This window comes from Mycolicibacterium arabiense (genome assembly GCF_010731815.2).
GTDB lineage: Bacteria > Actinomycetota > Actinomycetes > Mycobacteriales > Mycobacteriaceae > Mycobacterium > Mycobacterium arabiense.
This window is the reverse complement of the sequence record NZ_AP022593.1, coordinates 4,897,891-4,911,946: the sequence shown is the minus strand read 5'-3', so window position 1 is coordinate 4,911,946 and position 14,056 is coordinate 4,897,891. Positions and strand designations below refer to the sequence as shown.

The 14,056-nt window shown below is 68.3% G+C and carries 12 protein-coding genes; 6 read left to right on the top strand and 6 right to left on the bottom strand.

Annotated elements, in window-relative coordinates:
* Window positions 1-66 precede the first annotated feature (66 nt).
* On the bottom strand, window positions 67-1,197 hold the full coding sequence (gene sfnG, locus G6N61_RS25315; protein ID WP_163922776.1) for a dimethylsulfone monooxygenase SfnG: 1,131 nt from the start codon (window positions 1,195-1,197) through the stop codon (window positions 67-69).
* 161 nt (window positions 1,198-1,358) lie between these two features.
* Between sfnG and G6N61_RS25310 the strand changes: the two genes are divergently transcribed.
* The gene (locus tag G6N61_RS25310) at window positions 1,359-2,207 is read left to right on the top strand and encodes an LLM class F420-dependent oxidoreductase (protein ID WP_163922773.1); all 849 of its coding nucleotides are present in this window, start codon (window positions 1,359-1,361) and stop codon (window positions 2,205-2,207) included.
* 79 nt (window positions 2,208-2,286) lie between these two features.
* Here the strand turns inward: G6N61_RS25310 and G6N61_RS25305 are convergent, their stop codons facing one another.
* Window positions 2,287-3,819 (bottom strand): acetyl-CoA acetyltransferase, encoded by a 1,533-nt coding sequence (locus G6N61_RS25305; RefSeq protein WP_163922770.1) that lies wholly within the window; start codon window positions 3,817-3,819, stop codon window positions 2,287-2,289.
* A 155-nt stretch (window positions 3,820-3,974) separates the two neighbouring features.
* Between G6N61_RS25305 and G6N61_RS25300 the strand changes: the two genes are divergently transcribed.
* Window positions 3,975-5,105 carry an ATP-binding protein gene (locus G6N61_RS25300; protein ID WP_163925101.1) on the top strand — a complete coding sequence of 377 codons (1,131 nt, stop codon included), beginning with the start codon at window positions 3,975-3,977 and terminating at the stop codon, window positions 5,103-5,105.
* Window positions 5,102-6,241, top strand: coding sequence for an ATP-binding protein (locus G6N61_RS25295; RefSeq protein ID WP_163922767.1), 1,140 nt, complete (start codon window positions 5,102-5,104; stop codon window positions 6,239-6,241). The genes G6N61_RS25300 and G6N61_RS25295 overlap by 4 nt, the downstream gene beginning before the upstream one ends.
* An 83-nt stretch (window positions 6,242-6,324) precedes the next feature.
* Here G6N61_RS25295 and sucD read toward each other — a convergent pair whose 3' ends face one another.
* Window positions 6,325-7,227, bottom strand: a complete 903-nt coding sequence (gene sucD / locus G6N61_RS25290) for a succinate--CoA ligase subunit alpha (protein ID WP_163922763.1) — start codon at window positions 7,225-7,227, stop codon at window positions 6,325-6,327.
* A gap of 12 nt (window positions 7,228-7,239) precedes the next feature.
* Window positions 7,240-8,403, bottom strand: coding sequence for an ADP-forming succinate--CoA ligase subunit beta (gene sucC / locus G6N61_RS25285; protein ID WP_163922745.1), 1,164 nt, complete (start codon window positions 8,401-8,403; stop codon window positions 7,240-7,242).
* 271 nt (window positions 8,404-8,674) lie between these two features.
* On the opposite strand from sucC, the gene G6N61_RS25280 reads away from it, so the two are divergent.
* Window positions 8,675-9,745, top strand: a complete 1,071-nt coding sequence (locus G6N61_RS25280; protein ID WP_163922743.1) for a M23 family metallopeptidase — start codon at window positions 8,675-8,677, stop codon at window positions 9,743-9,745.
* Window positions 9,746-9,749: 4 nt separating this feature from the next.
* On the top strand, window positions 9,750-10,418 hold the full coding sequence (locus G6N61_RS25275; protein WP_163922741.1) for a hypothetical protein: 669 nt from the start codon (window positions 9,750-9,752) through the stop codon (window positions 10,416-10,418).
* 5 nt (window positions 10,419-10,423) lie between these two features.
* On the opposite strand, the gene pcrA is transcribed toward G6N61_RS25275, so the two are convergent.
* The gene (gene pcrA, locus G6N61_RS25270; protein ID WP_163922739.1) at window positions 10,424-12,739 is read right to left on the bottom strand and encodes a DNA helicase PcrA; all 2,316 of its coding nucleotides are present in this window, start codon (window positions 12,737-12,739) and stop codon (window positions 10,424-10,426) included.
* A 296-nt stretch (window positions 12,740-13,035) separates the two neighbouring features.
* Here pcrA and G6N61_RS25265 point away from each other — a divergent pair, with 296 nt between their 5' ends.
* Window positions 13,036-13,299 carry a chorismate mutase gene (locus tag G6N61_RS25265; protein ID WP_407666308.1) on the top strand — a complete coding sequence of 88 codons (264 nt, stop codon included), beginning with the start codon at window positions 13,036-13,038 and terminating at the stop codon, window positions 13,297-13,299.
* Between the two features lie 4 nt (window positions 13,300-13,303).
* On the opposite strand, the gene modA is transcribed toward G6N61_RS25265, so the two are convergent.
* The gene (gene modA / locus G6N61_RS25260; RefSeq protein ID WP_163922733.1) at window positions 13,304-14,056 is read right to left on the bottom strand and encodes a molybdate ABC transporter substrate-binding protein; all 753 of its coding nucleotides are present in this window, start codon (window positions 14,054-14,056) and stop codon (window positions 13,304-13,306) included.

Here is a 14,056-nt window from a genome sequence, read left to right as displayed (position 1 = left end):
TTCGCCACCCACGCTAGCGCACGCGCCTGCGAGTCCCGACGTGCGCTCGTGCCGCCAACCCTGCGATCAGACGGACGCGAGCACCGGCTCGCCGCGCGAATTCGATTCCGCCGCCTCGATCTCGCGCACCAGCGGCAGGACGTGCGCGCCGAAGTACTCGATCTCCTCCTGGAAGTGGAGGAAGCCGCCGAGGATGAGGTCGACGCCGCGGTTGCGATAGGCGACGATGCGTTCGGCGATCTGTTCCGGGGTGCCGATCAGCTGGGTCCGGAAGCCGTCGTTGTACTGGACGAGATCGGAGAACGAGGAGTCGGCCCACATCCCCTTCTTGTCGCCGGTGGAGTTGCCTGCCTGCTGCACGGCGCCGCGGAAGCCCTCGACGGCCGGCTTGTTGGCCTTCTCGATGATCTCGCGCAGGACGTCGCGCGCCTCCTTCTCGGTGTCGCGCGCGATGATGAAGCCGTTGAGCCCCACCTTGACCTCGCGGTCGACGGTGCGGGCGTGGTCGCGGACCTCGACCACCTGCTCGGTGATCCCGTCGAAGTCCTTGCCGTTGGAGAAGTACCAGTCGGAGTAGAGCCCGCCGTTGCGTCGCGCGGCGGTCGAGTTGCCACCCTGGAAGATCTCGGGGTTGGGCCGCTCGGGCGTGTTGGCGGGCTTGGGCTTCAGCGTGAAGTCGTGGATGCGGTAGAAGTCGCCGCGGAAGTCCACGTCGTCCTCGGTCCAGATCTTGCGCAGCACCTGGAGGAACTCCGCGGTGCGGCGGTAGCGCTCGTCGTGTTCCAGCCAGGGCTCGCCCAGGTGGGTGAACTCGTCCTTGAACCAGCCGGAGACGACGTTGACGGCGAACCGACCGCCGGACAGCTGGTCGGCGGTGGCGCCGAGCTTGGCCAGCACGCCCGGCTGCCACAGGCCCGGGTGGACTGCGGCGATCACCTTGAGGCGTTCGGTGGCGAGCAGCAACGCCAGGCTGAAGCTGGTCGACTCGTGCTGGTACTCGGCGCCGTAGCTGGCCTCGTAGCGGACCTGCGACAAGGCGTACTCGAAGCCGTTGTTCTCCGCGGTCTGCGCGAGCTTCTTGTTGTAGTCGTAGTTCCAGTCGGTGCGCTGCTCGATGTCGCTGGTCACCAGGCCGCCGCTGACGTTGGGCACCCAGTAGGCGAACTTGACGTGGTCGGCGATGCGTTCGGTCGTCATGGGTGCCATGACAGCAACCGGGCGCCCGCAGGTCACCGGTAAGGATCTGGCGGAATGTAATGGTGCGCGGGGGCGCGCGTGTTCAATCTCGACCGCCGTCGCGCGGGCTCACCTGCGCACGGCCTTGCGCACACCGACTGAAACACGTTCTAATTCTCGCCATGGACTACGGGCTCGTTCTCTTCACCAGTGACCGCGGCATCGCGCCGGCACCAGCCGCCAAGCTCGCCGACGACCACGGCTTCACCACCTTCTACGTGCCCGAGCACACGCACATCCCGATCAAGCGCGAGGCGGCGCACCCGACCACCGGCGACGAGTCGCTGCCCGACGACCGTTATATGCGCACCCTGGACCCGTGGGTCTCGCTGGGCGCCGCGTCGGCCGTCACCACCCGGGTGCGTCTGTCGACGGCGGTGGCGCTGCCCGTCGAGCACGACTGCATCACGCTGGCCAAGTCGATCGCGACGCTCGACCACCTGTCCGGCGGCCGGGTGTCGCTCGGCGTCGGGTTCGGCTGGAACACCGACGAACTCGCCGACCACAACGTGCCCCCGGGCCGGCGTCGCACCATGCTGCGCGAGTACCTCGAGGCCATGCGTGCGCTGTGGACCCAGGAGGAGGCGGAGTACCACGGTGAGTTCGTGGACTTCGGCCCGAGCTGGGCGTTCCCCAAGCCGGTGCAGTCCCACGTGCCCGTGCTGGTCGGCGCCGCCGGTACCGAGAAGAACTTCAAGTGGATCGCCAAGTCGGCCGACGGGTGGATCACCACGCCGCGCGACTTCGACATCGATGCCCCGGTGAAGCTGCTGCAGGACACCTGGGCCGCAGCCGGTCGCGACGGCGCACCGCAGATCGTCGCGCTGGACTTCAAGCCCGACCCCGACAAGCTGGCCCGCTGGGCCGACCTCGGCGTCACCGAGGTCCTGTTCGGCCTGCCCGACAAGTCGGAGTCCGACGTCGCCGCCTACGTCGAGCGCCTGGCCGGCAAGCTCGCCGCCCTCGTGTAGGGGCGTAGTCCTTCCGCGAGCGTGCGTGTCTGCGGGCGACACGCCGGGCTAGAACCCGAGTTCGCGCACGCTCGCGCCCTCAGGCCAGCGTCGCGGTGTTCGTCTTGCCGTCGTTGGTGACCGCGATGGCCGCGCCCAGCGGATCGCCCTCGGTCATCAAGGCCATCAGGTCGGCGTCGGTGGTGAGCGCCATGAACCGGCTCTGGTCGGCGTCGAGCCTGCCGATGATCACGCCGGTGGTCTCCGGCCAGTCGTAGCGCACCGAGTACGTCTCGATGGTGCCCCGACCCACGGCGTTGCGGGTGACCGCGACCTTGGGCTGCGCGGCGATCCGAGCCTGCAACTCCCTGCTGCGGTCCGGCGCCCAATCGGCGGGCTCCGTCGAGTACACGCCGACCGAATACTTGCTCATGACACCGCCGTTGGCGCCGACGAGGCCGTACGCCCCCGGCTTGTCGCGCATCGCGGCGACGGTCTCGGCGATGCCGTGCAGTGAGTAGCTGTTGCCGGGCCCGCCGAAGTAGGGCAGCCCGCCGGTCAACGTGAGGCCGCGCGGATCGTCGGGCGTCAGCCCGAACTCGTCGCACACCGCGAACACCGGGAACGGGAAGCAGCTGTAGAGGTCGAAGGTCGCGACGTCGTCGATGCCTATGCCCGCGACCCGAAGCGCTTCGGCGACGGCGTGTTTCGCGGAGATGCTAATGCTGACGTCGCTGCGGTCCAGCAGGTCCTGCTCGGTCTGGTCGGCGTGCCCGCGCAGGTACACCCACTTCTCCTCCGGCACGCCGAGCCGGGTCGCGGCGGCCACCGACATGACCAGCGCCGCGGCGCCCTGGTTGACGGTGTCGCGCGCCACCAGCAGGCGGGGATACGGGTCGCAGATCATCCGGTTCTCGTCGGTGACCGTGACGATCTCGTCGACCGAACGCTCGACCGGGGACGACGAGAACGGGTTCTTCGCAGCCACTTTCGAGAATGGCGCGAACAGTTCGGCCATCTCGCGCCGGTACTCGGCGACGCCGAGACCGAGGCGGGCACGCCGCGCGTTGTCGAGGAGGCCGTACTGCACGGGCGCACCCGTCAGCCCGTGGCCCGCGGTGTACTCGCTCATGTACTGCTCGAAGCCGTAGCCGCGGTCCTCGAGTTGGCCGCCGACGTGTTCGGTGAAGTCGGGCTTGTCGTCGCGGTTCGAGAAGTACTTCGCCGTCGATCCCGGTTCGGACCCGACGATCAGCGCCACCTCGATGTCGCCGGCGGCGATGGCCCCGGCGAACTCCGTCATCACCTTCTGCGGACCGTTGCCGCCGATGGGTTCGAGCACGGCGCGTGCGGGGTCGGCGCCGATGCGCCGAGCCACCGAGCGCAGGTAGTTGTCCGACGCGCCCAGCGGCGGGTCGGCGAAGGGCGTGCAGATCTCGAACTGCCGCAGCCCGACGAACACCTCGATGGCTGCGGCCACGTCGGCGGCCGGCGCTCCGGTGTCGGCGAGCGCGGCCTGGGTGGCCCTGGTCGCCAGTTCGACGGCCGAGATGCCCTGATAGTCCGGGTCGTCGAGGCGTTCGGTGAACTGCCCGACGCCGACGAGCACGGGGGTACGCGGGTCGACCTGCATGACAAACCTCCTGGCACGTGTTAATTCGTCACGCTAATAGAACCTGTTGCAGTTTGGCCAACGGGTCGGATGTACGCCCGACTTGACGTACATCAATCCTGTTGTACGTCGGAACGGTTGTATACGCTGATCTCATGCCCTGGGAGCCGCGTCCGATGTCGCTCGTCGTCGGCGGGATCGTGCCGCCCGAAGACGTCGTCGGGCGGGTGCGCGAGGCCGGCGAGGTTCTCGCGTCGCTCCCGGCTGCCGGTGCGGTGCTGGTGGGCGATCGCAGACACGGCAAGACCTCGCTGTCGCGCCTGGTGCAGCGCCATGCCGCCGACCGTGGCGCGGTCGTGGTCGCCGTCAGCGCCGAACGGGCGAGCTACGCGGACTTCGTCGCCGCCCTGACCAGTGAGCTGGCCCGGCTCGACCCGGGGTGGGCACAGGAACTCGCCAGGATCCGCGTCTCGGTCACCGCGGGCCCCGTCCCCGTCGAGCGCGACGTGCGGGCTGCCGCCGCCTTCGACGAACTGCTGAACCGCGCCATCCGGCGGACCGACGGCCGGCTGCTCGCCCTGTTCATCGACGAGGTCAGCATCCTGGCCCGCAACCTGGAACGCGAACAAGTGGGCAGCGGCGACGCGTTCCTGCATCTGCTGCGGCGCCTGCGGCAGGAGAACCAGGGCAGCCTCGCGACCGTGCTGTCCGGCTCGATCGGGTTCCACCACGTGTCCGGCGACGCTCCCAGCACCGTCAACGACATCACGAAGATCGCCGTCGGACCCATCCGCTTCGATCACGCGACGTATCTCGCCGAATGCCTGCTCATGGGCAGCGGCACGCCGACCACCGACCGCCACGCCGTCGCCGCGGCCATCGCCTCGGCCGCGGAGAACGTGCCCTACTACATCCAGCACCTGGTGGCCGCAGCCCGCAAGTCCACTCAGACGACGGGCACCGCAGCGGTGCCCGAACTCATCGGTCGGCTGGTCGACGACGCCGTCGACGACCCGTACGACCCGTGGGATCTGCGGCATTACCGGGACCGGTTGACGCACTACTACGGCGACGATGCCCCGGCGATAGCCAAGCTCCTCGACGTCTACGCGCACGCCGACGGGCCGCTGACCGTCGACACCGTGCTGGCCCGACTTCGCAGCGAGGGCAGCACCATCGCCGACCGCGACGCGCTGGTCGGGTTCATCGAACGGCTGGTCCTCGACCACTACCTGATCCGTACCGCCGACGCCGACCGGTTCTCGTCGGCGTTGATCCAGCGGGCGTGGAAGTCGATGCGGCGATGAGCGCCCTTCCGGTGTTCACGCCGAACGCCGTGGATCCCGCACGACTCGACGCGTTCACCTTCGGCCGGGCCGACCTGTTCGACGACCTGGTGTCGAGGCTGCGGTCGGCCGCCCGCGACGGCTCACGGCCCCACACCCTGCTCATTGCAGCTCACGGCGGCGGCAAGACCCACACGCTGCACGTCGTGGTGAACCGTGCGCTGGCCGACGAGGGCACCCGCGCACGCGTCCTGCCCGTGCTGCTGCCCGAGTCGTCGCTCGCCATCGGCTCGTACCTCGACCTGCTGACCGAGATCGCAGGCCAGATCGGCGGCGACCTGCTCGACACCGCGCGGGCGCTGCGCCGCACCAGGGACCCGGTGGGCATCGAGGCCGCAATCTCCGCCGCGGCGGGCGAGCGGATGATCTTGCTGTGCCTCGAGAATCTCGACCGCGTCTTCGACCGCATCGGCGAGGCCGGTCAGGGCAGCCTGCGCGCGTGGGTCGAAACGTCAACTGCAGTACTGGTATTCGGTACCGCGCCCGCACTGTTCCCAGGGGTCTCGTCGCGCACCCACCCCTGGTACGGATCGTTCATCGTCGAGACACTGCCCGAACTCGACGTCGACGAGTGCATCGAGCTGTTCACCTCCGCCGCCGAGCAGCGAGGCAAGGCAGACGTCGCCGAGTTCGCGGCATCGAACACAGGGCGCCAACGGCTTTCGCTGGTTCACCGGCTGATCGGTGGGTCACCGCGACTGTGGCACCTCCTCGTCGACGTCGCCGACGTCGCCGCGGTGGACGAGGTGACGCCCGTCGTCAACGCGCTGCTGGATCAGATGGCGCCGTACTACCAGCAGCGCCTCTGGGAACTGCCCGCCGGTGAACAGCGGCTCGTCGTCGAACTCGCCCGCGGCAGGCAGGCCCGCACGGTGGGCGACCTGGCCGATGCGGTGGGCGTGTCGAACCAGTCCGCGGCGTCGGCCCTGGGTCGGCTCAGCGACGCGCGGTGGGTGTCGTCGTCGAAGGCGCCCGACGGCGACCGGCGCACCTCCTGGTACGACGTCACCGATCCGCTGCTGCGCTACTGGGTGCAGTACCGCGAGGGCAACCCCCAGCCGCTGGCCCGTGCGATCGAACGGCTACGCGACGAGTGACCCCCGAACGCGAGACTGCGGCCAGATCGTGAATCTCGGTGGATTCGCGATCTGACCGCAGTCTCGGCGGAACGTGGTGCTGGTTACAGGCTTTCGTAGATCTCGCGGGCCAGGCGCGCGGTCTCGGACGGCGTCTTGCCGACCTTGACGCCTGCGGCCTCGAGTGCCACCTTCTTGCCGTCGGCGGTGCCCGCACCATCGGACACGATGGCGCCTGCGTGGCCCATCGTCTTGCCCTCGGGCGCAGTGAATCCCGCGACGTAGCCGATGACCGGCTTGGTGACGTTGGCCTTGATGTAGTCGGCGGCCTTCTCCTCGGCGTCGCCGCCGATCTCGCCGATCATCACGATGACCTTGGTCTCGGGGTCCTTCTCGAACGCGGCGATGGCGTCGATGTGGGTGGTGCCGATGACCGGGTCGCCGCCGATGCCGATCGCGGTCGAGAAGCCGAGATCGCGCAGCTCGTACATCATCTGGTAGGTCAGCGTGCCGGACTTCGACACCAGGCCGATCGGGCCCTTACCGGTGATGTTGTTCGGCGTGATGCCGACCAGCGACTCACCGGGGGTGATGATGCCGGGACAGTTCGGCCCGATGATCCGGGTCTTCTCACCCTTCTCGACGTTGTAGGCCCACGCATAGGCACTGTCCTGCACCGGGATTCCCTCGGTGATGACGACCAGCAGCGGAATCTCGGCGTCGATGGCCTCGATGATGGCGTCCTTGGAGAACGCGGGCGGGACGAAGGCGATCGACACGTCGGCGCCGGTCTCCTTCATCGCCTCGGCGACACTGCCGAACACCGGCAGTTCGACGTCGTTGCCGTCCTTGTCCTTGTGCGACACGGTGGTTCCGGCCTTGCGGGCGTTGACGCCACCCACGACCTGTGTGCCGGCCTTGAGCATCAGGGCGGTGTGCTTGGTGCCCTCGCCGCCGGTGATGCCCTGGACGATTACCTTGCTGTCCTTGTTCAGGAAGATCGACATTGGTTTGCTCCCTTACTTGTTGGCCAGCTCGGCGGCCTTGTCGGCACCGGCGTCCATGGTCTCGGCCTGGATGACCAGGGGGTGGTTCGCTTCGTCGAGGATGCGGCGGCCCTCTTCGACGTTGTTGCCGTCCAGACGAACCACGAGCGGCTTGTTCGCGCTGTCGCCGAGCTTCTTGAGCGCGCCGACGATGCCGTTGGCCACCGCGTCGCAGGCGGTGATTCCGCCGAACACGTTGACGAAGACGCTCTTGACCTGCTCGTCGCCGAGGATGACGTCGAGGCCGTTGGCCATCACCTCGGCCGAGGCGCCGCCACCGATGTCGAGGAAGTTCGCCGGCTTCACGCCGCCGTGCTTCTCACCGGCGTAGGCGACCACGTCGAGCGTCGACATGACCAGGCCGGCGCCGTTGCCGATGATGCCGACAGCACCGTCGAGTTTGACGTAGTTGAGGTCGTTCTCCTTGGCCTTCAGCTCGAGCGGATCGGTGGCGTCCTTGTCCTCGAACTCCTCGTGGTCCGGCTGCCGGAAGTCCGCGTTGGCGTCGAGGGTGACCTTGCCGTCGAGGGCGAGGATCTGATCGTCGGGCGTGCGCACCAGCGGGTTGACCTCGACCAGCGTCGCGTCCTCGCCGATGAAGACCTCCCACAGCTTCTGGATGGTCACCGCGGCGGCGTCGAGCACCTCGGCGGGCAGGTGGCCCTGCTCGGCGATCGAGCGCGCGGTGGCCAGGTCGACACCCTTGACGGCGTCGACGGGCACCTTCGCGAGGCGCTCGGGCTTGGTGGCGGCGACCTCTTCGATCTCCATGCCGCCCTCGACGGAGCACATGGCGAGGTACGTGCGGTTGGAGCGGTCGAGCAGGAAGGAGATGTAGTACTCCTCCGCGATGTCGCTGGCCTCGGCGACCAAGAGCTTCTTCACGACGTGGCCCTTGATGTCGAGGCCCAAGATGTTCTGCGCGTGCGTGAACGCGTCGTCGGGGGTGGCTGCGTACTTCACGCCGCCGGCCTTGCCGCGGCCGCCGACCTTCACCTGCGCCTTGACCATGACGGGCTTGCCGATCTCCTCGGCGATGGCCTTCGCGTCCTCCGCGGAGTCGGTCACCCGGCCCGGCGTCGTTGGTACGTTGTGCTTGGCGAACAGTTCTTTCGCCTGGTATTCGAAGAGATCCATGGGCTCACTGTCTTGTCTGCGTTGACGTTTGCGTTATTTAGAGGTCTGGCCAGATTTGGCGCTGGACTCGAACCAGTGGAAACTTTATCCACACGCGGAGGAGGCTCCGGCACCGCCTACCAGTCATGTGGCACATCTCACCAGGGTGCTGAAGTGATACGGATCACAATCACGGTTGGAATCATTCCTCGGGTTGCCACCAACATTGGATTTTGGTTAACGTGCCTGGGGCCTCGATAACGGTACGGTTACGGAACTAAGGATATTTCGGTTGGCAGAGCACAGTTCGTCCAGATTCCCGCGAGGGGTTCCGACGGGCGCTTATGACGCCACCATCACCGACATCATCCCGTTCAACGAGTTCGGCGACCTGGCCGACCTGGGCAACGACCTGGGTTTCAGCAACAGCTCCGCCTTCGACCGCGAAGCCCGCGTCATCCACGCCCCCGAGCTGGACGACCTGCACGACACCGACGACCTGACCCCCCTGCGGCTCGAGGTCCCCGCTCAGTTCCAGCTCACCGGCAGCGGCCGCCACGGTGCTCGTCAGACGGCACGCGCCTACCGCGAGAGCAACACCGACACCAGTGACGGCATGGCCCAGACCGACGTCATCGACATGTCGTCGCGGCGGGGCGCACACCGCAAGCTCGACGCAGGAGCGGTCAAGGGCCGTCTCGTCGCCGCCGCAATGGCAGCAGGCGCCACCGCGGCCGCTGCCTACTCCGTCGCCAACAGCACCGACGTTCCCGCCGCCGACACCATGCTCGCCGCGGGCCAGGGCGCCTTCGTCGACGGCGGCACCATCACCGGTTCCGTCGACGGCATGCAGATCGTCACCGTGGCCCCGGTCGCCAGCGCCGCGATCCACAGCGAGGAACTCGCCAACGGCGCCGCCTACGCCCAGGAGCGCGCCGAGCGCGAGGCCCGCCTCGTCCGCCCCATGTTCGTCATGCCGACCAAGGGCGTGTGGACGTCGGGCTTCGGCTACCGCTGGGGCGTGCTGCACGCAGGCATCGACATCGCCAACTCGATCGGCACGCCGATCCTGGCCGCCTCGGACGGCGTCGTCGTCGACGTCGGCCCCACCGCCGGCTACGGCGCCTGGGTGAAGCTGCGTCACTCCGACGGCACCGTGACCCTGTACGGCCACCTGAACACCTGGTCGGTCAGCATGGGTGAGCGCGTCATGGCGGGCGACCAGATCGCCACCATGGGCAACCGCGGCAACTCGACCGGCCCGCACCTGCACTTCGAGGTGCTGTCCGGCGGCACCAACCGCATCGACCCGGTGCCGTGGCTCGCATCGCGTGGCCTGACCCCAGGCGGTTACGTAGGCTAGTTCGGTGGCTGACCGGACGTCCTCCTCCGACGGACCATCCTCAGACCGAACGCGCATCATCAGGCGACGCCCGGATCCTCTGCACGCCGACTTCGCCCCGCAGACCGGCATCATCCGTCGAGCCCCCACCGGCCCGCTTCCCGTCGTAGCGCCACCCGGCCGCGACGACCCGCAGACGACGTTCATCACGCCGCCCGAGTCGCAGACCACGTTCATCGAACCACCGGACGCGCACACCTTCCTGCGGCCGCCCGACGACCCCCAGGCGGCCTATCCGCCGCGCGCCACCCCGGAGGTCGTGCTTCCCCGCCCCAGCCCCGGTGCCGCCTCGGCCACCGCGACGCTGGCCATCATCAGCGGCTGGGCCACCGCCGTCATCGCCACGTCGCTCATCACCAACTGGTGGCGCACCGACGAACTGTTCTGCATCGCAATCGGATTCCTCACCGCGGTGTCGGCCGCGGCCACCATCGGCGGGCTCATCTCGTTGCTGCTGCGCCGTCGCATCGGCCGGCTGCTGATCGGCGTCGGCAGCATCGTCGCGCTCATGATCTTCGCTGGCCTATTCGTGGCAGGAGCCAGCCTGCCCGCGATCGTCTACGCCATCCCGGCGCTGCCGCTGGCCACCATCGTGCTGGCGGTGCTACCCGCGACCGGACGCTGGTGCCGCTAGCGCCGTCAAAGCTTCTGGATCGGCGCGTGGTTGTGCATGAGCTTGACGCGCCCGGCGCTGCCGAAGTCGATGAGCGACATCGCCGACTCCCCCATGCCCGAGACCTCCTCGACGCGGCCCAGCCCGTACTTGTCGTGCGTGACGCGGTCGCCCGGCTCCAGCACGATCAGCGGCTTGTTCCTCGCAGCGCCTGGACGTGACGCCGGCGACGGCCGCGGCGTGCCGAAGCGGCCCGCCCCGCTCACCGGAGCGCTGTAGGACGACGCCGGGGTGTCGACGCGGCGCCAGTCGATGAGTTCCTGCGGGATCTCGCGCAGGAACCGCGACTCCGGGTTCAGCATCGGCTGCCCCCACGACGACCGCACCTTGGCCCGGCTGAGGTACAGCCGCTGCCGCGCCCGGGTGATGCCGACGTAGGCCAGCCGGCGTTCCTCGGACAGTTCGTTCGGGTCGCCGAGGGCGCGCATGTGCGGGAACATGCCGTCCTCCCAGCCCGTGACGAACACGACGGGGAACTCGAGGCCCTTGGCGGTGTGCAGCGTCATCATCGTCACGACACCCGCGCCGTGTTCGGGGATCCCGTCGGCGTCGGCCACCAGCGACACCCGTTCGAGGAACTGCGCGAGCACGCCGGTGTCGGGCACGTCCTCGTCGACGGGCCCGCCCTCCTCCTCGCGCAGCGCGGCGGCGTTGGCCAGGTCGATGCTGAATTCGTGTGCGACGCTGACCAATTCGTTCAGGTTGTCGAGCCGCGCCAAGTCCTGCGGATCACTGGACGCTTCGAGTTCGCGACGGTAGCCGGTGCTGTCGAGCACCGCCTCGACCAGCTCACCCAGCTCGCCGTCGAGCAGGCCGCGCAACTCGTCGAGCAGGCTCACGAAGCCGGCGATTGCCTTCTCGGACCGGGTGTTCAGCATCGGCACCCGACCCTCGGCGGCTGCCTGCAGCGCGTCGTTGAAGCTGGCGCCGGTGTTCTCGGCGTACACCGCGACGCACGCCTCCGCACGGTCGCCGATGCCGCGCCGCGGCGTGTTCAGGATGCGCCGCATGCTTACCGCATCACCCGGGTTGTCGAGCACCCGCAGGTAGGCGACGATGTCGCGAATCTCCTTGCGCTCGTAGAACCGAACGCCGCCGACCACCTTGTACGGGATGCCCGCGCGGATGAACACCTCTTCGAGTGCGCGCGAGTTGTTGTTGGTGCGGTAGAAGACCGCGACGTCGTTGTAGGTGATGTCCCCGCGGTCGGACAGCTCGTCGATCTCGCTCGCCACGAAGCGGGCCTCGTCGTGCTCGTTGTCGGCGACGTAGCCGACGATCAGCTCGCCCTCCCCCGCGTCGGTCCACAGCCGCTTCTCGCGGCGGCCGGAGTTGCGCGCGATCACCGCGTTCGCGGCGCTCAGGATGTTCTGGGTGGAGCGATAGTTCTGCTCAAGCAGGATCGTCGTTGCGTTGGGGTAGTCGCGCTCGAAGTCCTCGATGTTGCGGATCGTCGCGCCGCGGAAGGCGTAGATCGACTGGTCGGCGTCACCCACCACGCACAGCTCGGCGGGTGGTACCTCGGTGTCGGTGAGGTCGTGGCCGACCAGCTCGCGCACCAGCATGTACTGGGCGTGGTTGGTGTCCTGGTACTCGTCGACCAGGATGTGCCGGAACCGTCGGCGGTAGTACTGCGCGATCTGCGGGAACGCCTGCAGGACGGCGACCGTCTCCCCGATCAGGTCGTCGAAGTCCAGCGCGTTCGCCGCACGCAGCCGCTTCTGATACTCCGAGTAGACCTCGGCCACGATGCGGGTCAGCTCGTCGGTCGAGTCGTTGAGTTCGGCCGCCGCGCGATCCGGGTCGATCAACTCGTTCTTCAGGTTGGAGATGTTGGTCGCCAGCAGCCGCGATGAGTACTTCTTGGTGTCGAGGCCCATGTCCTTGGCGATCATCATCAGCAGCCGGCGGGAGTCGTCGGCGTCGTAGATCGAGAAGTTCGAGTTCAGGCCCGGCAGCAGCGACGCCTGGTTGCGTAGGATCCGCACGCAGGTCGAGTGGAACGTCGACACCCACATCGACCGTGCCCGCGGGCCGATCAGGCCGGCGACCCGCTCGCGCATCTCGGCGGCCGCCTTGTTGGTGAACGTGATGGCCAGCACCTGGCCCACCCCGACGTCGCGGGCGGCGAGCAGGTAGGCGATGCGGCGGGTGAGCACCGCGGTCTTGCCAGACCCTGCGCCCGCGACGATCAGCAGCGGCGACCCCTCGTGGATGACCGCTTGACGCTGCTGAGGATTCAGTCCGTCGAGGAGCTGATCTGTTTCGGTGGCGATCGACATAGCGTCTCTGAACTTACCGCTGCCCGGGGACACTGCGGCGCAGCCGCGAAAACCAGCACTGCGGCACATCCGCCGAATAGGGCTTTGCGCGGACGCGGGAGTTGGTGGCACACTCGTTCCGTGCTCGTAGCGCAGGGACGATTTTTTTACGGATACCGGCCGCCGGTGTCCGTGGTCTAGCTGCTTTCCCAGAGCCCCGCGGTCCGCTTCCGGATCCGGGGCTCTTCTTCTCTCGTGAGGCCCGAAACCGGATGAGACCACAATCCACCCGAGACGACGATTCGGAGCCACACATCATGAGCGTTGACGCAGAACCCACACCAGACATCGACGACCTCCGCCAGGAGATCGACCGGCTCGACGCCGAGATCATCACGGCCGTCGCGCGGCGCGCGGAGGTCTCGAAGATCATCGGCAAGGCGCGGATGGCCTCCGGCGGCACCCGCCTCGTGCACAGCCGCGAGATGCAGGTCATCGAGCGCTACAGCGTGCTGGGCCCCGAGGGCAAGGACCTGGCGATGCTGCTGCTGCGCCTCGGCCGCGGACGCCTCGGGCACTAGCGCCTCAGGGCGTGCCGAACCCCGCGTCGCCCAGCACCTTCCGGCCCTGCTCGCCGGTGACGAAGTCGACGAACGCCTGCGCCAACTCGGCGTGCGACGAGTCCTTCAGCGTCGCGATCGGATAGGTGTTGACGGCGTCTGCCGCCTCCGGGAAGTCGACGGCGGCCACCTTGCCGCCCGACCCCGCTACGTCGGTGACGTAGACCAGCCCGGCGTCGGCCTGCCCCGACGTCACCTTGCCGAGCACGTCGGTCACCGATGATTCTTCGCTCACCGGGGCCAGCCGCACACCGGTCGCCTGCTCGACGGTCTCGGTCGCGGCGCCGCACGGCACCTGCGGGGCGCAGGTGACGACGTCGAGCCCTGGGCGGGCGAGGTCACCGAACGTGGCGATGCCCTCCGGATTCCCCGGTGCGACGGCGATGGTGAGGACATTCGTCGCAAAGTCGACGGGCTCGCCGGCCAGTAGGTCCGCCTGCGCCGCCTTGTCCATGTTCTTGGTGTCCGCCGAGGCGAAGACGTCGGCCGACGCACCCTGGGTCAGCTGTGTGACGAGGTCCGACGAGCCTGCGAACGAGAACTCGACCGTCGAGCCCGGATGGTCGGCCTCGAACTGCTCGCCGATCTGGGTGAACGACTGCTTGAGCGAGGCCGCCGCGAACACCGTGAGGGTGTCCGGGGAGGCAGTGTCCTGACCGCACCCGGCGGCCAGCGTCGCGACGGCGACCAGCGCCGCCGCGACCGCGAGTGGTCTCAC

What these genes read in the sequence shown, in the direction of transcription:
- G6N61_RS25300 (WP_163925101.1), top strand. Translation starts at nt 3,975, where the DNA reads ATGTCGCTCGTCGTCGGCGGGATCGTGCCGCCCGAAGACGTCGTCGGG.
- sfnG (WP_163922776.1), bottom strand. Translation starts at nt 1,197, where the DNA reads ATGACGACCGAACGCATCGCCGACCACGTCAAGTTCGCCTACTGGGTG.
- pcrA (WP_163922739.1), bottom strand. Translation starts at nt 12,739, where the DNA reads ATGTCGATCGCCACCGAAACAGATCAGCTCCTCGACGGACTGAATCCT.
- sucD (WP_163922763.1), bottom strand. Translation starts at nt 7,227, where the DNA reads ATGTCGATCTTCCTGAACAAGGACAGCAAGGTAATCGTCCAGGGCATC.
- sucC (WP_163922745.1), bottom strand. Translation starts at nt 8,403, where the DNA reads ATGGATCTCTTCGAATACCAGGCGAAAGAACTGTTCGCCAAGCACAAC.
- G6N61_RS25295 (WP_163922767.1), top strand. Translation starts at nt 5,102, where the DNA reads ATGAGCGCCCTTCCGGTGTTCACGCCGAACGCCGTGGATCCCGCACGA.
- G6N61_RS25310 (WP_163922773.1), top strand. Translation starts at nt 1,359, where the DNA reads ATGGACTACGGGCTCGTTCTCTTCACCAGTGACCGCGGCATCGCGCCG.
- G6N61_RS25265 (WP_407666308.1), top strand. Translation starts at nt 13,036, where the DNA reads ATGAGCGTTGACGCAGAACCCACACCAGACATCGACGACCTCCGCCAG.
- G6N61_RS25305 (WP_163922770.1), bottom strand. Translation starts at nt 3,819, where the DNA reads ATGCAGGTCGACCCGCGTACCCCCGTGCTCGTCGGCGTCGGGCAGTTC.